The 16739-nt window shown below is 39.4% G+C and carries 23 protein-coding genes; 10 read left to right on the top strand and 13 right to left on the bottom strand.

Features of this window, described 5'->3' with window-relative positions:
* Window positions 1-27: 27 nt before the first annotated feature.
* Complete coding sequence (locus tag ACXAEY_RS07045; RefSeq protein ID WP_270179360.1) at window positions 28-480, bottom strand: hypothetical protein; 453 nt, start codon at window positions 478-480, stop codon at window positions 28-30.
* Between the two features lie 177 nt (window positions 481-657).
* Here ACXAEY_RS07045 and ACXAEY_RS07040 point away from each other — a divergent pair, with 177 nt between their 5' ends.
* Genes ACXAEY_RS07040 through mnhG form a run of 6 tightly spaced genes read left to right on the top strand, consistent with a single transcriptional unit; the run spans window position 658 to window position 5909 of the window.
* Entirely contained in the window at window positions 658-3000 is a 2343-nt protein-coding gene (locus ACXAEY_RS07040; RefSeq protein ID WP_474811025.1) for a Na+/H+ antiporter subunit A, read from the top strand.
* The gene (locus tag ACXAEY_RS07035; protein WP_270179362.1) at window positions 3000-3338 is read left to right on the top strand and encodes a Na(+)/H(+) antiporter subunit C; all 339 of its coding nucleotides are present in this window, start codon (window positions 3000-3002) and stop codon (window positions 3336-3338) included. Before ACXAEY_RS07040 ends, ACXAEY_RS07035 begins: the two co-directional genes overlap by 1 nt.
* Window positions 3331-4809 (top strand): Na+/H+ antiporter subunit D, encoded by a 1479-nt coding sequence (locus ACXAEY_RS07030; RefSeq protein ID WP_474811023.1) that lies wholly within the window; start codon window positions 3331-3333, stop codon window positions 4807-4809. Before ACXAEY_RS07035 ends, ACXAEY_RS07030 begins: the two co-directional genes overlap by 8 nt.
* Window positions 4810-4814: 5 nt before the next feature.
* Complete coding sequence (locus ACXAEY_RS07025; protein WP_270179364.1) at window positions 4815-5291, top strand: Na+/H+ antiporter subunit E; 477 nt, start codon at window positions 4815-4817, stop codon at window positions 5289-5291.
* Complete coding sequence (locus ACXAEY_RS07020; protein ID WP_270179365.1) at window positions 5288-5578, top strand: Na(+)/H(+) antiporter subunit F1; 291 nt, start codon at window positions 5288-5290, stop codon at window positions 5576-5578. The genes ACXAEY_RS07025 and ACXAEY_RS07020 overlap by 4 nt, the downstream gene beginning before the upstream one ends.
* Window positions 5559-5909, top strand: a complete 351-nt coding sequence (gene mnhG / locus ACXAEY_RS07015; RefSeq protein ID WP_270179366.1) for a monovalent cation/H(+) antiporter subunit G — start codon at window positions 5559-5561, stop codon at window positions 5907-5909. Before ACXAEY_RS07020 ends, mnhG begins: the two co-directional genes overlap by 20 nt.
* 49 nt (window positions 5910-5958) lie before the next feature.
* On the opposite strand, the gene ACXAEY_RS07010 is transcribed toward mnhG, so the two are convergent.
* On the bottom strand, window positions 5959-6135 hold the full coding sequence (locus ACXAEY_RS07010; protein WP_270179367.1) for a YjcZ family sporulation protein: 177 nt from the start codon (window positions 6133-6135) through the stop codon (window positions 5959-5961).
* 182 nt (window positions 6136-6317) lie between these two features.
* On the opposite strand from ACXAEY_RS07010, the gene yfkAB reads away from it, so the two are divergent.
* The gene (gene yfkAB, locus ACXAEY_RS07005) at window positions 6318-7427 is read left to right on the top strand and encodes a radical SAM/CxCxxxxC motif protein YfkAB (RefSeq protein ID WP_474811021.1); all 1110 of its coding nucleotides are present in this window, start codon (window positions 6318-6320) and stop codon (window positions 7425-7427) included.
* 111 nt (window positions 7428-7538) lie between these two features.
* Window positions 7539-8288, top strand: a complete 750-nt coding sequence (locus ACXAEY_RS07000; RefSeq protein ID WP_270179369.1) for a GDSL-type esterase/lipase family protein — start codon at window positions 7539-7541, stop codon at window positions 8286-8288.
* A 40-nt stretch (window positions 8289-8328) separates the two neighbouring features.
* On the opposite strand, the gene ACXAEY_RS06995 is transcribed toward ACXAEY_RS07000, so the two are convergent.
* The 9 genes from ACXAEY_RS06995 to ACXAEY_RS06955 all read right to left on the bottom strand — a co-directional run bounded on the left by ACXAEY_RS06995 (window position 8329) and on the right by ACXAEY_RS06955 (window position 12500).
* A complete protein-coding gene (locus tag ACXAEY_RS06995; protein WP_474811020.1) occupies window positions 8329-8574 on the bottom strand; it encodes a WYL domain-containing protein in 246 nt (81 codons plus the stop codon).
* A gap of 111 nt (window positions 8575-8685) precedes the next feature.
* Window positions 8686-9399 (bottom strand): RNA polymerase sporulation sigma factor SigK, encoded by a 714-nt coding sequence (gene sigK / locus ACXAEY_RS06990; protein ID WP_270179371.1) that lies wholly within the window; start codon window positions 9397-9399, stop codon window positions 8686-8688.
* 124 nt (window positions 9400-9523) lie between these two features.
* Complete coding sequence (locus ACXAEY_RS06985; RefSeq protein ID WP_270179372.1) at window positions 9524-9679, bottom strand: hypothetical protein; 156 nt, start codon at window positions 9677-9679, stop codon at window positions 9524-9526.
* A 93-nt stretch (window positions 9680-9772) separates the two neighbouring features.
* Complete coding sequence (locus tag ACXAEY_RS06980) at window positions 9773-10219, bottom strand: hypothetical protein (protein ID WP_474811018.1); 447 nt, start codon at window positions 10217-10219, stop codon at window positions 9773-9775.
* Window positions 10220-10313: 94 nt separating this feature from the next.
* The gene (locus ACXAEY_RS06975) at window positions 10314-10754 is read right to left on the bottom strand and encodes a hypothetical protein (protein WP_270179374.1); all 441 of its coding nucleotides are present in this window, start codon (window positions 10752-10754) and stop codon (window positions 10314-10316) included.
* 174 nt (window positions 10755-10928) lie between these two features.
* Complete coding sequence (nadE, locus tag ACXAEY_RS06970; protein ID WP_474811016.1) at window positions 10929-11780, bottom strand: ammonia-dependent NAD(+) synthetase; 852 nt, start codon at window positions 11778-11780, stop codon at window positions 10929-10931.
* A 158-nt stretch (window positions 11781-11938) separates the two neighbouring features.
* Window positions 11939-12070, bottom strand: a complete 132-nt coding sequence (locus ACXAEY_RS06965; RefSeq protein ID WP_474811014.1) for a YrzI family small protein — start codon at window positions 12068-12070, stop codon at window positions 11939-11941.
* A 108-nt stretch (window positions 12071-12178) separates the two neighbouring features.
* Window positions 12179-12325, bottom strand: coding sequence for a hypothetical protein (locus ACXAEY_RS06960; RefSeq protein ID WP_270179377.1), 147 nt, complete (start codon window positions 12323-12325; stop codon window positions 12179-12181).
* 28 nt (window positions 12326-12353) lie between these two features.
* Window positions 12354-12500 carry a hypothetical protein gene (locus ACXAEY_RS06955; protein WP_270179378.1) on the bottom strand — a complete coding sequence of 49 codons (147 nt, stop codon included), beginning with the start codon at window positions 12498-12500 and terminating at the stop codon, window positions 12354-12356.
* 484 nt (window positions 12501-12984) lie between these two features.
* On the opposite strand from ACXAEY_RS06955, the gene ACXAEY_RS06950 reads away from it, so the two are divergent.
* Both ACXAEY_RS06950 and ACXAEY_RS06945 read left to right on the top strand, forming a co-directional pair.
* Window positions 12985-14526 carry a hypothetical protein gene (locus ACXAEY_RS06950; RefSeq protein ID WP_270179379.1) on the top strand — a complete coding sequence of 514 codons (1542 nt, stop codon included), beginning with the start codon at window positions 12985-12987 and terminating at the stop codon, window positions 14524-14526.
* Window positions 14523-15212 (top strand): OmpA/MotB family protein, encoded by a 690-nt coding sequence (locus tag ACXAEY_RS06945; RefSeq protein WP_270179380.1) that lies wholly within the window; start codon window positions 14523-14525, stop codon window positions 15210-15212. Before ACXAEY_RS06950 ends, ACXAEY_RS06945 begins: the two co-directional genes overlap by 4 nt.
* 61 nt (window positions 15213-15273) lie before the next feature.
* Here the strand turns inward: ACXAEY_RS06945 and ACXAEY_RS06940 are convergent, their stop codons facing one another.
* Together ACXAEY_RS06940 and ACXAEY_RS06935 are read right to left on the bottom strand one after the other, a co-directional pair.
* Entirely contained in the window at window positions 15274-15498 is a 225-nt protein-coding gene (locus ACXAEY_RS06940; protein ID WP_270179381.1) for a YrhC family protein, read from the bottom strand.
* 107 nt (window positions 15499-15605) lie between these two features.
* A complete protein-coding gene (locus ACXAEY_RS06935; RefSeq protein ID WP_270179382.1) occupies window positions 15606-16739 on the bottom strand; it encodes a bifunctional cystathionine gamma-lyase/homocysteine desulfhydrase in 1134 nt (377 codons plus the stop codon).

Raw genomic sequence — 16739 nt, 5'->3', positions numbered from 1 at the left:
TGAGCTTATAAGGTTGGTTTTTTGTTTTTAACGAAAGAATTCTCCCCACTCAGATTCCCAGATCTCGCTATCGATCTCTTCTGACCTCATCATTTGCTTTGCTTTACGATAGTGGTTCGGAGCTGTAAGTAACGCAACATTCATCCCCTGATCCTTAAACACCCCGTCATACTTAGAAAGCAAATCTCCTATCTTGCCCCTATCATACGCATAAGGTTTAAGCGCTACAACGACCTGTTCATTATGCGTCAAAACAACGACATCTTTAACTGTTGTTTCGTTTTTTATCTGATGTTTGATTGATGCTAATGCATTAGATAGATTCATTTCCTCCCAAATTGCTGCACCGATTGGCTCAATGTCAACAACTCGATAATATTCTCTCGAACCATAGGGAGTCGGATCACTACTTTCATATATTGATTCACACCCTACTACGCCGATAAAAATGAGTGTAAGAATAAATATGGATTTTATCATTAGATGTCTCCTTTCGCAAATAGAATCGGCGAAGTTTGGAAAACTTATACGGTAAAGTTATTTTTCGAGCATGAAAAGTTGAAAAATGAGTCGATTTTTGATTACAATTGAGGTATTGCAAAATAAGTTCATTTGAACTTTTTCATAGTGAGCTTTAATTAGGGAGGGTTTTATAGAATGCTTCATGCAGCTGTCTTGCTTCCTTTTTTGGCAGCGTTTTTCATCCCGTTTATTTATCGGGGCGTTAAACAAGTCCACTTAGGATGGTTTGTTTTAGCAGTGCCGATTTTACTATTCGGGTATTTTTTAACTTTTATCAAAAATGTATTACAAGGTGTACATACTCTAAAAACGTTTGAGTGGATTCCTTCACTAGGTGTAAACGTCACACTTTATATCGACGGTCTTGGCCTATTTTTCGCGCTTCTGATTACCGGAATCGGATCGCTCGTTGTTCTGTATTCCATCTATTACTTAAATAAAGCGGAAAAACTTGGCCATTTTTATGTTTACCTTCTATTATTTATGGGAGCAATGCTTGGCGTCGTTCTATCAGATAATCTGTTCGTACTTTACACGTTCTGGGAACTAACTAGTATTTCATCTTTCTTATTGATCGGCTATTGGTACCAGCGTGAAAAGTCAACTGCTGGTGCATTGAAATCAATGGTTATTACGGTCTTTGGTGGTCTTGCAATGCTCGGTGGGTTCTTGCTCATGTCTGATCTTACAGGGACAACTAGCATTAGAGGAATCATTGAAAATGCTGATCTCATCGTTGAGTCACCATTATTCTCATTCATCTTAATATTAGTTCTGTTAGGAGCTTTTACGAAGTCAGCGCAATTCCCATTTCATACCTGGCTACCAGATGCGATGGAAGCTCCAACACCGGTAAGTGCTTTCCTACACTCCGCCACGATGGTAAAAGCAGGGATCTATCTTGTAGCAAGGTTGAGCCTTGTCTTTGCGGGTACTGACCTTTTCTTTCTAATCGTTAGTGGCTTTGGACTTCTGACTTTATGTTGGGGTTCCTATATGGCTGTTAGAAAAACAGACCTTAAAGCCATTCTTGCTTACTCAACCATCAGTCAGTTAGGAATGATCATGGCTATGCTTGGGTTTGGGACAAAAGCAGCCATCTTAGCAGCGGTGTTCCATATCCTTAACCATGCAACGTTCAAAGGAAGTCTCTTTATGGTTGCAGGAATCGTTGATCATGAAACAGGGACAAGAGATATACGTAGGCTAGGTGGGCTATTTACGTTTATGCCGATCACAGCTACTCTTGCATTCTTTGGAGCTTTTTCAATGGCTGGATTCCCTTTACCAATATTCAATGGTTTTCTAAGTAAGGAAATGTTTTTCGAAGCATCTCTCTTTAAACATTCTTCTCCAATCGTAGAATCGGTTGCACCGTTCTTCCCTTATCTTGCAGTTGGAGGAAGTATATTTACGTTTATCTATTCTGTAATGCTGTTCTTCCGTACATTCACTGGAAAACAGAGAGATACACTTGAAAAGCAGCCTCATGAAGCTCCAATCGGTATGCTGATCTCTCCGATGATATTAGTAGCACTTGTCGTTATCATCGCAATCGTACCAGATGTTTTTGGTAAATCATTACTAGCACCTATGGTTGACTCGATCACAGGGAAAGCGGTCGACCCCCATATTAAATTTTGGCATGGAATTAATAACACTGCATTGTATATGAGTTTAGCTGTTCTTGTTTTTGGAACAATATTGTACTTAACACGAACAAAATGGGAAAAAGTATACGATATTCTCCCTGGTAAAATGTCTGCAGCAAAAGTGTTTGACGCATTTATGAATGGATTAGAGACGGGTTCTAAGAAGGTAACGAATCGATATATGACCGGATCGCTAAGACATTACCTTGTTTATATTCTTACTTTCTCAGTAGTATTGTTAGCAGTCACAATGAGCGTAACAGGTGGTTTTAACTTATCAACTGATGACCTCGCACCTATTGCCGTGCCTGAAGTAATGATTGCCGTCGTAATGGCGGTTGCAGCTTTTGGAACAATCTTTATGAATAACAGAATAGCAGCAATTCTAGTTCTAGGTATTGTAGGTTATGGGTTATCGTTACTGTTTGTGTTCTTCAGAGCACCCGATCTAGCTTTAACTCAGCTTATCGTAGAAACCGTAACAGTAGCACTATTCTTACTTTGTTTCTATCACCTTCCTGATCTTAATAAGGAGAAAACTCCGTCAAGAACGAAGGTTGTAAACTGGGTGATCTCTATTTCAGTTGGTGTGATCGTAACATTGATCGGAATTGCTTCTCATAGCACGAAAATGTTTGAACCGATCTCTGAATACTTCATCAAAAATTCTTACAAACTCGGTGGAGGAGACAACATTGTAAACGTCATTCTTGTTGATTTCCGTGGTCTCGATACATTGCTTGAAATTCTTGTACTAGGTCTCGCTGCGATCGGTATCTTCACAATGATCAAACTACGTCCGAACAAGAAGGGGGGAAATGAATAATGGAAATTATTATGTCCGTGCTGGCTGGATTACTTTTTACAGCAGGGGTCTATATGATGCTTCAAAAGCAAATTTTAAAGATCGTTATTGGAACTGCTTTATTGTCGCACGGTGCTCACCTTTTCATTATTACGATGGGGAAACTTAACCGTGGAAATCCCCCCATATTAACTGAAGACGTAACGAAATATGCCGACCCGCTACCACAGGCGTTGATCTTAACTTCTATCGTAATCAGTTTCGGCGTAACTTCATTTCTTCTCGTGCTAGCGTATCGTGCGTATCAAACTAACGGAACGGATAATATGGAGAAATTAAGGGGAAACGAACATGAGTAACTTAGTCATATTGCCAATATTACTTCCACTTTTGACCGGAATTTTTCTTGTGTTTTTCAACAGTAAACTTGCTATCGTAAGAATGATTACGAAGGTTATGGTAATCGTAAACTTGATTGCTGTTTCAGCGGTCGCCTACGAAGTTGTGCAAAATGGCACACTCGTATTAAAAGCAGGAGATTGGACTGTACCTTATGGAATCGTCCTTGTAGCAGATCCACTTGCAATGGTACTTGTCGTAACTGCTAATATCGTTGCGACAGCCTGCGCCTTCTATGCGTTTCATTCACTTGATGAGCAAAGAGAAAGGTTTTATTTCTATCCACTCTTTCAGCTTTTGATCGCTGGTGTGAGTGGTGCCTTTCTTACAGGAGATTTGTTTAACCTGTTCGTATTCTTTGAAGTTCTGCTGATTGCATCTTACGGATTGATTGTTCTTGGGGGAACGAAAGAGCAGTTTAGAGAGTCATTTAAATACATCATTGTCAATTTGTTATCATCGATTTTGTTTGTAACGACAGTATCCTTCATCTATGCAGTTGCAGGTACCGTAAACATGGCTCAGTTAGCAGAACGTGTTGGGGAAGTTGAGCAAGGTGGCATTCTTACGACCATTGCTATTCTGCTGTTTCTTGTGTTTGCCACTAAAGGGGCATTATTTCCTTTATATTTCTGGCTACCAAAATCATATACCGTCCCTCCAACTGTGATCTCAGCTCTATTTGGAGCTTTGTTAACAAAAGTAGGGGTATATTCAATACTAAGAGTGTTTTCACTGATCTTCGTTTACGAGCTTACGTTTACGCATCAGCTATTCATCCTTTTAGCTGCATTCACATTGGTATTCGGTGTGATCGGTGCGTTGTCAACAAACAATATTCAATTGATCGTAGCCTATAACATCATACCGGCAGTAGGATATATGATTCTTGGTATTGGCTTGTTTTCCACTACTGCCTTAGCGGGATCTATTTACTACCTTGTCCACGACATGATTATTAAAGCAGCATTATTTTTACTTGTAGGTGCCATGGCTGCTTACAGCGGCACATCCGACTTACGAAAAATGGGCGGGTTGATCAGACACCAACCTGTGCTCGGCTGGTTGTTCTTCATCGCAGCACTTGCGCTAGCAGGACTACCTCCTTTTAGTGGATTCGTAGGAAAGCTACTGATTCTAAGAGGTGCTTTTGAAGAAGGACATTACGTTGTTGCAGTCATCGGTCTCTTGACTAGCCTGCTCATCCTTATTTCAATCATCAAAATCTTTATCAAAGGATTTTGGGGAGAAGACAAACTTGAAAGCGTTCCGAGCATATCGATTCGCAAAAAAGTAGCACCCGCTGCATTTCTATTGTTCTTTACTGTACTGCTTGGGATTGGTGCAGAATTCTTTTACCCAACCGTTCAAACGATTGGAGATCAATTGATAGATCCAATCAACTACATTGATTCGGTGATGAAGGAGTAGATGGCATGCCAATTCAAATTATTATTAACTTGATCATCGCTGTTTTATGGATGTTTTTGTTTGAAAGTTATTCATTCAGCACATTCTTTATTGGGTATTTATCAGGAATCGTTCTACTGCTACTGATGGAGCGCTTCATTCCCGATCGTTTCTATTTCTACAGACTATGGTCAATCGTCAAGCTGTTGTTCTTATTTATCAAAGAGCTTATTATGGCTAACATACAAGTTGTGAAGCTTGTATATAGTCCTAAGCTAAAGATGGAACCTGGAATTATCGCTGTCCCGATCGAAGTAAGAACAAATTGGGAGATCACGATGCTAGCGAATTTAATTACGTTAACACCTGGAACGCTTTCTGTTTCAGTTTCTCCTGACAACATGTTTATCTATGTACATGCAATGGACGCGCCTGATGCTGACGAAGTGATTAAAGAAATTAAAGGAACCTTCGAAAAAGCAATCATGGAGGTGACAAGATGACCTCACTTTTATCAACAGTGTCAACGCTATGTATAGTGGTTATCGCAATCTCAACACTCTTTCTTTTATATAGAGCGATCAAAGGGCCTTCAAATCCAGATCGTGCTGTAGCACTTGATACGATCGGCATTAACCTTATGGCGATCGCAGGTATTCTTGCTATTAAGCTTGAGACCCAGTATTTTAATGACATTATCCTTCTAATAGGGATACTTGCTTTCATAGGTACTGTAGCGATTGCTAAATTCTTAGAAAAGGGTGTTATCATTGAAAGAAATCGTGATTAGTATCATCTTGATCATCGGAACGTTTTTTCTTTTCTCTGGAGCCCTAGGTGTCTTTCGTTTACCTGACGTATACACGCGCCTTCATGCAGCTTCAAAAAGTGCTACCTTAGGCGTCGCCGGAATTTTGATCGCTGCCTTTCTATTTTTCTGGATTGAACAAAATATGGTCAGTGGGAAACTGGTTCTTGGGATTATCTTTATCCTCATGACAGCTCCTGTTTCTGGTCATATGATTTCTAGAGCAGCTTACCAAAAAGGGGTCCCTCTTTGGGAAAAGACAACGAGAGATGATTTAAAATCATCCTCCAACAAAACAAACACAAGAGGGTAACCTCGAGTGTTTGTTTTTTTTATAAAAAAAATAGATAGGTGGTCACCTATCAATACTTTCTTCCGTAAAAATTCGCATAGTAGTAATATCCTCCACCAATAACCAGTAGCAATACTAGAAGAACAACAATTAATGCAAAGTAACCGCCGTAGCCTGGATAAGGATACGGTGGATATGGGTAACCGTACCCTGGGTATCCGCAACCATAACCGTAACCGTAACTCATGCTCCCCCTCCTTCACTCTTTAATACCTACTCCACCCTAGATATGATAGCTTATGTAGAGTTTGTCATTATTGTATAGGGATTAGCGGAGTTTTCTGAATTCCTTGAAGTGGCTATTTTTATATTGCATATTGTTCTACAATGAAGGAAACAGCAATTTAATGAAAAAAGGGGTCGAATCCAATGAGAACAACCATAACCCCCACAAATGACCCGTGGGAAGCTTATATGGACGTAGAAGAACACGGGACGCAGGTCCTTTCTAACATTGAATTAACAACAACCACACTTTGCAATATGAGGTGTGAACATTGTGCAGTGGGTTATACATTGCAACCGAAAGATCCAGATCCACTCCCACTACAGCTCTTAACAGATCGTTTGGATGAAGTGGAACAACTTCGGGCGCTAAGTATTACCGGTGGAGAACCTATGCTATCGATGAAGTCCGTGAAGAATTATGTGGTCCCTCTTCTGAAGTATGCACATGACAGAGGAGCGAAGACACAAATCAACTCAAACTTAACGCTAGATCGTAAACGATATGATAAAATTTTACCGTATCTTGATGTCTTACATATCTCTCATAACTATGGAAGCATAGATGATTTTACAGACATAGGCTTTGCAGTTATGGATAAAAAACCGACCATAGCACAACGTGAAGCGTATTTTCATCGGATGGTTGAGAACGCCAAAGATTTAACGTCAAATGGCGTGTTGGTTTCTGCTGAAACGATGATCAATCGTAGAACCTTACCTAATATTGAAGCGATTCACAAGCAAATTGCTGATATGGGTTGTCAAAGGCATGAGGTTCATCCTATGTACCCATCAGATTTCGCTTCAGACCTTGATATTGCCTCCTTAGAAGAAATTCGAGAAGGCATTCACAGACTACTGGATCATAAAGATCCAAATGTATGGTTATTGTTCGGTACACTGCCATTTTATCCATGTAGTTCGAATCCAGAGGATTTAAAGCTTTTGGAGCGCTTATACGCTGAACCTAATGTTACGGTTAGAAATGATCCTGATGGTCGGTCACGCCTTAACATGAATATATTCGATGGAGATATAATCGTAACAGACTTTGGAGACACGCCTCCTTTAGGGAATATTAAACATACAAACTTAAATGATGCTTATCAGAAATGGCAAGATAGTAAGATTGCTAAGTCCGTTAGCTGTCATTGCCCTGCAGTAAAGTGTCTCGGTCCTAACCTACTCGTGAAGGATTCCTATTACAAAGACGTCGACTTTCTAACAAGAGAGTCACACATTGCATTATAACCCCCTATCCAGGGGGGTTTTTTTACTATTTTCATAAAAAAAGTCTTCTTTTTCCTTTCAGTTGGATGAAGAAAGGGTATAATGGCTATCGTACTCTATAGGAGCGTGATTATGTTGAAGAAAAGATTATTCATCCTTACATTTATTACTTGTGCATTAGCTCTTCTGCTTTTGATTGCTGAGAATCAATCAAATTTCATTCGTACGAATGCGAATGAGATGCCTGAAAATGATTCTGAATCTAAAAAGAAAAATATTACTTATTACACAAAATATTATCAAACGAAGAAAAGCATCTATGATTCGTATAAGCATGAAGAAAGTGAAACGATTTTTCTAGGAGATAGCCTGACGGATTATTATGAATGGGGGGAGGCGCTAAGTGACCATCAGGTATTAAACAGAGGCATAGCAGGTGATACGACGACAGGAGTGATCAACCGAATCGATGAGATCACAAAAGCTAACCCTGAACGATTGTATATCATGATCGGAATCAATGATATGATCGCTGGACAATCGATAGAAAAAATTGAAGCCAATTATAAATACATTCTAGATCTATTAAAAAAACAATCTCCAAACACTACTGTATACGTGCAAAGTATTCTTCCTATCAATAGGAACCTAACGAAGCACAACGTTCGAAACAAAGATATAACGACGTTGAACGAGCAAATAAAGAACCTTACACGTTTGTATGACTATCACTATCTAGACTTACACCCTGATTTTCTAAAGTATGGTCAACTAAACAAAGAGTACACCTTTGATGGACTACACCTTAACGGTGAAGGTTATAAGGTTTGGACGAGGAAAATATTGAGCACATACAATACGAATGAGAAAGCAGTCGAGTAAAAGTAAACGAGTTAGTATGATTTGACAAGTCTCAGGTACTTTACCTGAGACTTGTCTTTTGTATGCCGTACTTTTTTGTGATCCGTGCCATAGTTGGATATACAGCTAGAACGCGATCCACTTTGAAAGTGCGAATGCTTCGCCTTAAGTGACAGTACCCTTTAATTTCATTTTGGGATAGTTTATATAGTGTAACCGTGCGCTTTGTGATCATTTGTTCTGAAGTCATATAGATCATGTCGACTGAGAGGTGACGTTGAAGACAGTTCTGTAATACCTTGAACATGACACTTCCCCCTTCTTTTCCTATGTTCATATTATATGCAGAACACTTGTTCTTATCAACAGTTTTCACTTTCCAATTTTTACTTCATAAAAAAACCTGCCAAATGGCAGGCTATGCACCGTTTCCTTTTTCTTTTCGGTTGCGATAAAATTCATGAAACAGTTTCATCAACGCACGCTTTTCTATTCTAGATACATAGCTTCTTGATATCCCTAACTTCTTTGCGATCTCTCTTTGGGTCAACTCTTTTTCTAGATTTAAACCAAACCTACCTACGATTACTTCTTTCTCTCTTTCATCCAATATATGAATGTAATCATATATTTTTTGCTTTTCCATATTTAGCTGTATGAGGTCAACGATATCTTCTGTTTCTGCCTTTAAAACATCGATTAACGAAATTTCATTTCCTTCTTTATCCTGACCAATCGGATCATGAAGGGAGACATCTTTTTTTGTTTTCTTAAGAGCGCGTAGATGCATTAGGATTTCATTCTCAATACATCTAGCTGCATAGGTAGCAAGCTTCGTTCCTTTATCGGTCGAATAACTCTCGATTGCTTTGATCAAACCGATCGTTCCGATGGAGATGAGATCTTCCGGATCTTCTCCGGTATTCTCGAACTTTTTTACAATATGGGCTACAAGACGTAAATTGTGCTCGATCAATCGATTTCTAGCATCTTCATCTCCTTGGGCCATTAATTCTAAATACTTTCTTTCATCCTTTTTTGACAAGGGTTGTGGGAAAGCGTTGTTTTTAACAAATGAGACGAAGAAAAGGACTTCCTTACACAAGTAAGCAAGTGCTGCCAGTAACGACACATACTCACCTCCCATATGGTGGGCTTACACCTTATCTTAAGCTTATGTATAGGTCGAGGCTGCTGTGTCTGTCCATTTTCAATTCCTTAAAAAGTAAAAAGCTCACCGGATTAGCATACTTTCACTAATCTCGATGAGCTTTTCTTTCTCTTGACCATTTTTCCGACATATACTCCTCCCTTAAATAGCGGTAATGCCTTGAATTACGACCATATTTTAAACGAATAAACGTTAAACCTGTCACAACAGAAGCAACACCAACAATCTCAAACCATTCCACCAGTGCCCCACCTCGCTTATGGCAGTCTATTCTTTAAGGTAAGAACATGTTACCGAATGTCGAGATTATAACAAAAAACGCCCATATGGACGTTTAGATAGCAATGATCGCTTTCTTATTCTTCTGTTTGATATAAGAGACGATTTCATCCCAATCTTGTTCAAATGGAATATACGGGACGTAAGTGGTTTTCCTATCAAAATGTTTCTCGATTGCTATGACAAGTGAGCCATTCACTTTTCCAAACGTCACTCTTTTCACAGAAGAAAAGGCGACGACCCTTCGATTTAAACCGAATAATTTGTGGTGCATTCCGTTCTCTGTCAGTTCAATTCGCTGCGTACGGATACAGACGCTCAACAATACACAGAATGCGATATAAATAAATCCAATCATGATAAACGTTTGCCATCTTTCAACAGTTAAATCACCTTTGACCCACAGGAGTGCAGTGCCAAATAAAACAACGATCATATAAACAAGGAACATAAACACTTCGATTGTCTTAACTCTAGGGTAGTATGTCTTGATTACTTTCATGCCCTTCACACCTTTACGCACTAGGCTATGGCAACGGTATGTTGTTTTATTTTATCAGCTTCTCAACGCTTTGTACACAGAATTTTCTGTCAAATTAACTGGATTTCTTGTAGATTGACATGGAGTGATCCATGATTATCTCTATAAGAGGTAAAAGCTCTGGAAACACCTTTTTCGCAAAGTTCCATGCATTGTCTTCAATTTTTATCGCTAACTGGTGCTTTTCATAATTACTTTTGGCTACTTGCTTACGTTTGGCGAGTTGTTCTAAGTCTTTATCTTCCGAATGACCGATTTCATGAGCCAAGATAATTTTAAAATAATCGACCATCCTCTCATCCGTTCCTAGCACACGAATACATTGAAGTTTGATTTCTTCAAGGTATAGCGTGATCGCTCCTGATTTCAACGAAAACTTACCACCTATATTTCTGTTCCCTGGGAAATGTTCTTCAATTGTAACGGTAGTTGTTAATGAAAGCATCTGTAGAATACTCTTTACAAGATTGTTATAGTACTCTTTTGAATGAGCCAATTTCATTGCCCCTTTATATAATCTTTGCGCTCAAGCACTAATGTGGTCAACCTTATTTGAAACCTATGTAGCAGAAAGATTTTTATGAACATGCTTTCCAATCAAATTAAGCTTTATGCCCCCAATATAAATTACACAAAAAAAAAGAGACCCTATTCGGGTCATCTTTACTGATTACTTCCACCAGTTATCAAAAATGGTTGGAGGTAAATTTCGCTTATGTTTCGTTTTTAAGTAATGGCTTTCTAACGTTTTCGCAGCATCCTCCGGAATCTCTTTTCCTTCTAAGTATTCATCGATATGGTTATAGCTAATTCCTAGGGCCTCTTCATCAGGAAGAGCGGGACGATCATCTTCTAAATCTGCCGTTGGTACTTTATCGACGAGGTGCTCTGGCATTCCAAGATGTTCAAGAATGGCACGTCCTTGTCGTTTGTTAAGACCAAACAGTGGCGCGATATCGCAAGCACCATCCCCAAACTTCGTATAAAAGCCAGTAACTGCTTCAGCTGCATGATCCGTTCCAATGACCAGCTTGTTTTCATCACCTGCGATGTTATACTGAGAAATCATCCGTTCACGGGCCTTGTTATTACCCTTTGTAAAATCAGTTAGCTCATTGCCAGTAGCTTCAAGATAAGCGGATACTGAAGCATCGACAGCAGGTTTGATATTGATCGTCACCGTTTGATCAGGCTGTATAAACTTAAGAGCCGCTTGTGCATCGTCTTCATCTTTCTGCTCACCATACGGGAGACGAACTGCGATGAAGGATGCGTCTGTCCCCTCTTCTCTCAACTGTTCAACGGCCATTTGTGCGAGACGCCCCGCTAGTGACGAATCTTGTCCCCCGGATATACCAAGAACAAAACCTGTCGTACCACTTTTCTTAACGTAATCTTTCAAAAAGGTAATTCGTTTTTCCATTTCTTCTTTAACATCGATGGAAGGCTGTACACCTAATTCATCTACAATCTGTTTCTGAAGTTCTCTCAAGTTCCTCACTCCTAATGTTGATAAATTCATTGGCGAAAAAGATCATGTTTTTCATCCAGTAATACTATTCTTATACAATGTCTTATTGTTATCAATACCCACAACCTTATTTTCAAAACGAAGTTGCTCTATATTCCTTAATATACTCAAAAAGGCAGAACTGAACCGTTCTGCCTTTTGACCAGTGTTTAGATGTAAAAACTCTTCTTATATTCAATACTCTCGATGAGTTCACGCTTTCTTCTCTCATCTAACTCTTGACTTAATGTTCTATGATTCTTTGTTATCGTAACGGTTATGAATAATAATTGTAAGGTCATGATAAATCCTCCTCGAACTGTTAGGTTAAGCCTTTCTCTACTGCCATCCATTTTAAAATTGTCTGTCCTAAACCATTCACCACAAACATTCAGTCCTTTCTCAACGTATTAGAATAGCCATGGCTGCTTTCCCAAGACATGGGTTTCACGATTATTTCTGTCTTCTTTTAGTTGTTGATAATGAATCTCTTCTTGGATCGTTTTCTCTTGAATTGTAATTCCAACTTTTATAAACAATAAATTTATCGTTAACATGATCATTTCTCCTTAATGTGTTTTTTAATTACAGCCATATTGAACCAGTTCGACTTGCTTTCATCTCATTTTCAGTTACTTGGCGTTGAATATCACGCTTATGAAGTTCTGAACTGAGACTTGGTTCAATGAAATTCTTTACTCTAGTAATGATCAATAAATGGAATGGTACCATGCTAACGACCTCCTTTCACATAAAAATTCAGGGGACCCACTTTTTCCTTTTCTTTGCTGCTAAACACTTCATCATCGCTTTTCCTCCTCTCAAATTTTGGACACAAAAAGGCCGCAGGCTTTTACCTGCGGCACATATACTCATACCACAGGAGATCGACCTGCGGCTTTATATCCAATTCATAAAAAGGATGCCTACTTGATAGGCGCCGGTCGAACCATTTTGAAAGATGCATATTTAGTTCCTGCGATTGCTTTTGTCATTTCCATCATTTTGTTCGACCTCCTTTTTTTGTAATGATTTCAAGGGTTAGTATATCGATGTCTTATGGTTTTGTAAACCTTTTTTACTAAATTACCTGATTATTTCGCAAAAATATTATTTTACGACAATATATACTTATTTTCGACAATGAATCTGAAAGAAGAAACCATGAAAGTTCTATTAACACGGACATACACTTATACAAAGCGGAGGTGAGTACATGCTTAACGTGACAACTGTTGTCCTCGCTATTATCGGTTTCTTGGCTGTTCTTGGCGTGACAGCAACTGTTCAAATCGCCATTCAGATGAAAAAATGGTTACGAGATATTGAAAATTCTGAGATGCAGATCGATTCGAATACGTATGCAGCACCGTGGATTCAAAAGGTGATCGAAGAGTATAAAGCATACCACCTTGCAGGAATATCCCCCATCAATACACAGGCTTTAATTGAAAAGCATTTTTACAAGGAATCTGTTGCAATTTTTGGCTTAGTCAGAGTACCTGCAGGTGGAATGATGAGATTCATGCAGCAGCTGCCCCCAACTTCTATTATCATTGGAATTCTAGGAACATTTATTGGATTAACGATCGCGATCGCTTCCATGCAAGAAACACTTCTCTTCTTATCACAGAAACCTGAAGATGCGAACTTAGACCTCGCATCTGTTATCGCTGCGATTTCAAGTCCGTTCCAAGGTATGAGCGTAGCTTTTGTAACGAGTATCGCAGGAATTGGGAATGCGCTGTTTCTTACCCTCATTCAAAATGGCGTTCTTACTGGTGGAAGAACGACTGCTTATTACCTTGATAAAATTATTTCAGACTGTGAAGCTCTCCTCGACCATAACTTACATGCTAGCTTAAGCAAGGAAAAGCCTCATGATGAAATGGAACGTATCCTAGATAGGCTTGCAGGGCGAATTGAGGATAGTTTCCAAGAAACGCTAGGAGACTTCTCCTCTAGCATGATTCACTTTACAGCTGGATTAGAAAAAGCGATGCAGGATGTTCATGCTATCCTTACCTCACAGCGAAAATACACAGATCAATTTGCAGAAAGTACATCTACTTTAGAATCTTTTTCTGATAAATTACAAGGGTCATTCACCCAGCTAGATGGTGTACAGGAAAAAGCAAACAAGGGGATTTTAGAATTATCTAGTCAGCTGAAAACGCTAGACTCTCAGCTTCAATCTCTTTCAAGACATCATGAAAACGGTCAGAGAAAGTTTGAACAGCTCGTTCAGCGATCTGATCATTTAATAAAAGAAACGCAGAAAAAATCTGAAGAAACTGGACAGCATTTTTTACGTGGATTAGATGAACAGATGCAACGTTACCAATCATCACAGGAAGATTTAGAGCGAAGGGTCCACCAGGCACAAGACGAGTGGTATTATCGCTATCAAGAAAAACAAAACCAGTATGGCAGAGCATCTCAAGACTTTGCGGAATCTGTCTCCCAGCTTGAAAAAGCTTGGTATACAGCAATCGATAAAATCAAGCGTGAAGCGCTCGAACCGATTATGTATAAGATGGAGAGAGATCAAAAAGATCAGCCGCTGCAACATGAACTAAGATCTCTTTCAAACAGTATGGATTCTCTCTATCAAGGACTTGCAAGAGAATTAAAAGATATTCAACATCACCTATCTGAATCGTATCAGCTCCAGCTTCGGGCCTATGAAGATCAACTTCGAAGGCAATCAGCAGCTCAACAACAAATTCACTCTCGAATGATCGGTGATAACCGATGAAAGGTAGAAAGAGGCGGTTTCAATCTGAAAACGGAGAAGAGCATTATTGGCCCAGTTTCGCTGATATGATGGCGATGATTGTGCTTGTCATGCTATTCGTTGCGATCATAGCGTTCGTTCAAATGATTTATGATGCTTATGACCAAACCGTTATGAAGCAGGAACTTGCGAAAGTAGCTGACGTTAAAAAGCATATCAGCGACCTTATTGAGCAGCAGTTAGAAGAGAACGTTGGGAAAGATAAGATCGTAAGGGGCCCTAACAATACGATTTCCGTTGAAGGGGACATTCTTTTTGATACGGGGAGTGCAGAAGTTAGTCCAGAAGGTAAAGTAGTATTAAACGAACTCGCAGATGTTTTCGCAAGTTTAATAGAAGAGGAAGACATCAGTCAGTACCTGTACATCATCTTAATCGAAGGTCATACGGATAAAGTTCCTTATGATAATTGGACGCTATCAGCAGATCGATCGGTTGCAGTCGTGAAAGAGCTCATGAAGGCTAATCCGAAGCTTGCGAGGACGGATTATGCAAAATATCTAGGTGCAACTGGCTATTCTGAATTTAAACCGATCGTAGAAGGAACAACAGCTGATGCATTTCAAAAGAACAGGCGAATATCCTTTCAAATCATTCTTGATGACGAGAAATGGCAAGGGCGCTTAAAAGATATCATGACCTATTAATAGAATATAAGAAATAAAAAAAGGCCAGTTTAAATAAACTAGGCCTTTTTGACGTTTCGTTTCAAGTATCTAGATCGTTTATTTTTTTCTGTATGGCAATCGCACGCGAATAGAAAAACAGCGCGATACCTACTAGTAGAAATCCTCCACCAGTCAAGATCAAGACTTTTTCATCTGTTTTCCCTTCCATAGGAAGAAAAGAACCGATATACAGAAACACACTTAAACTCAATAAAATAAATGCATAACGTTTGTAGTCTGTCATCTTATTTTGAAGTTCTTTCATGATGCGATCACCTCTCACACTATTAGTCTAGCATAGAAGTGTGTACTACGAGGTATGTAACTATTTCCAAATAAAAGGAAATCCCCTTAGTTAAGGGGATTTCAACGTTAACTTAGTGCATTCTTAAGATCTTCAATCAAGTCTTCTGCATCTTCAAGACCTACAGAAATACGGACGAGTCCTTCTGTAATGCCTAGTTCATCACGACGGTCTTTAGGAATGGATGCATGCGTCATTCGCGCTGGAACTGATATTAAACTTTCGACAGCACCTAAACTTTCTGCGAGCGTAAAGTACTTTACTTTACTAAGAAGTTCATCAGCTTTTTCCGCACTTCCAATGTCAAAGGAAACCATACCACCGAAACCTCTTGATTGGTTAACAGCAATGTTGTTTCCAGGGTGTGTGCTCAATCCTGGGTAGTAGATTTTCTCTACATCTGGATGCTCGCTAAGGAATTGAACGATCTTCGCAGTATTTTTCTCGTGCTCTTCCATCCGTACGCCAAGTGTTTTCAAACCTCTGATCAATAACCATGAATCTTGAGGTCCAAGAATTCCACCCGCAGAGTTTTGAACAAAGTGGAGCTCTTCAGCAAGGCTTTGTGAATTTACAACGACCAATCCAGCAACGACGTCGCTGTGTCCACCTAAATACTTAGTAGCAGAATGAAGCACAATGTCAGCACCATGGTCGATTGGATTCTGCCAGTACGGTGTATTAAACGTATTATCTACAATCGTAAGGAGATTGTGTTCCTTAGCCTTATTTGACACTTTACGAATGTCTGTTACTTTCAACAACGGATTCGTAGGAGTTTCAATGAAAACGGCTTTCGTGTTTGGTTTAATCGCCTCTTCAACAGCAGAAAGATCTGTTGTATCTACAAACGTGGAGTCGATGCCTAGACGATTTAATACTTTCGTCATCACACGGTATGTTCCACCGTAAACATCGTCTGTCATTACAACATGATCGCCTGAGTTAAACAGCATCATGACTGATGTAATAGCCGCCATACCTGAGCCGAATGCAAAGCCAGCATGACCGTTCTCAAGGTCTTTGATGAGCTCTTCTAGAGCGTGACGAGTTGGGTTTCCTGTACGAGAATACTCGTAGCCATTGAATTTACCAACCGCTTCTTGCTTATACGTACTTACTTGATAAATTGGTACAGACACTGCACCAGTTTGGGGATCACCTGTAATCCCACCATGTATTAGTTTCGTTTTCGGCTTCAT

The organism is Anaerobacillus sp. ABA4_114, from assembly GCF_056159065.1.
The sequence above is the reverse complement of the archived record's forward strand: the minus strand, read 5'-3'. Positions and strand labels throughout refer to the sequence as shown.

Bases quoted from the DNA above. Each gene is read 5' to 3' on its own strand.
- ACXAEY_RS07045 (WP_270179360.1), bottom strand. From the start codon at position 480: ATGATAAAATCCATATTTATTCTTACACTCATTTTTATCGGCGTAGTA.
- ACXAEY_RS07040 (WP_474811025.1), top strand. From the start codon at position 658: ATGCTTCATGCAGCTGTCTTGCTTCCTTTTTTGGCAGCGTTTTTCATC.
- ACXAEY_RS07035 (WP_270179362.1), top strand. From the start codon at position 3,000: ATGGAAATTATTATGTCCGTGCTGGCTGGATTACTTTTTACAGCAGGG.
- ACXAEY_RS07030 (WP_474811023.1), top strand. From the start codon at position 3,331: ATGAGTAACTTAGTCATATTGCCAATATTACTTCCACTTTTGACCGGA.
- ACXAEY_RS07025 (WP_270179364.1), top strand. From the start codon at position 4,815: ATGCCAATTCAAATTATTATTAACTTGATCATCGCTGTTTTATGGATG.
- ACXAEY_RS07020 (WP_270179365.1), top strand. From the start codon at position 5,288: ATGACCTCACTTTTATCAACAGTGTCAACGCTATGTATAGTGGTTATC.
- ACXAEY_RS07010 (WP_270179367.1), bottom strand. From the start codon at position 6,135: ATGAGTTACGGTTACGGTTATGGTTGCGGATACCCAGGGTACGGTTAC.
- yfkAB (WP_474811021.1), top strand. From the start codon at position 6,318: ATGAGAACAACCATAACCCCCACAAATGACCCGTGGGAAGCTTATATG.
- ACXAEY_RS07000 (WP_270179369.1), top strand. From the start codon at position 7,539: ATGTTGAAGAAAAGATTATTCATCCTTACATTTATTACTTGTGCATTA.
- ACXAEY_RS06995 (WP_474811020.1), bottom strand. From the start codon at position 8,574: ATGTTCAAGGTATTACAGAACTGTCTTCAACGTCACCTCTCAGTCGAC.
- ACXAEY_RS06980 (WP_474811018.1), bottom strand. From the start codon at position 10,219: ATGAAAGTAATCAAGACATACTACCCTAGAGTTAAGACAATCGAAGTG.
- nadE (WP_474811016.1), bottom strand. From the start codon at position 11,780: ATGAATTTATCAACATTAGGAGTGAGGAACTTGAGAGAACTTCAGAAA.
- ACXAEY_RS06965 (WP_474811014.1), bottom strand. From the start codon at position 12,070: ATGACCTTACAATTATTATTCATAACCGTTACGATAACAAAGAATCAT.
- ACXAEY_RS06960 (WP_270179377.1), bottom strand. From the start codon at position 12,325: ATGTTAACGATAAATTTATTGTTTATAAAAGTTGGAATTACAATTCAA.
- ACXAEY_RS06955 (WP_270179378.1), bottom strand. From the start codon at position 12,500: ATGGTACCATTCCATTTATTGATCATTACTAGAGTAAAGAATTTCATT.
- ACXAEY_RS06950 (WP_270179379.1), top strand. From the start codon at position 12,985: ATGCTTAACGTGACAACTGTTGTCCTCGCTATTATCGGTTTCTTGGCT.
- ACXAEY_RS06945 (WP_270179380.1), top strand. From the start codon at position 14,523: ATGAAAGGTAGAAAGAGGCGGTTTCAATCTGAAAACGGAGAAGAGCAT.
- ACXAEY_RS06940 (WP_270179381.1), bottom strand. From the start codon at position 15,498: ATGAAAGAACTTCAAAATAAGATGACAGACTACAAACGTTATGCATTT.
- ACXAEY_RS06935 (WP_270179382.1), bottom strand. From the start codon at position 16,739: ATGAAGCCGAAAACGAAACTAATACATGGTGGGATTACAGGTGATCCC.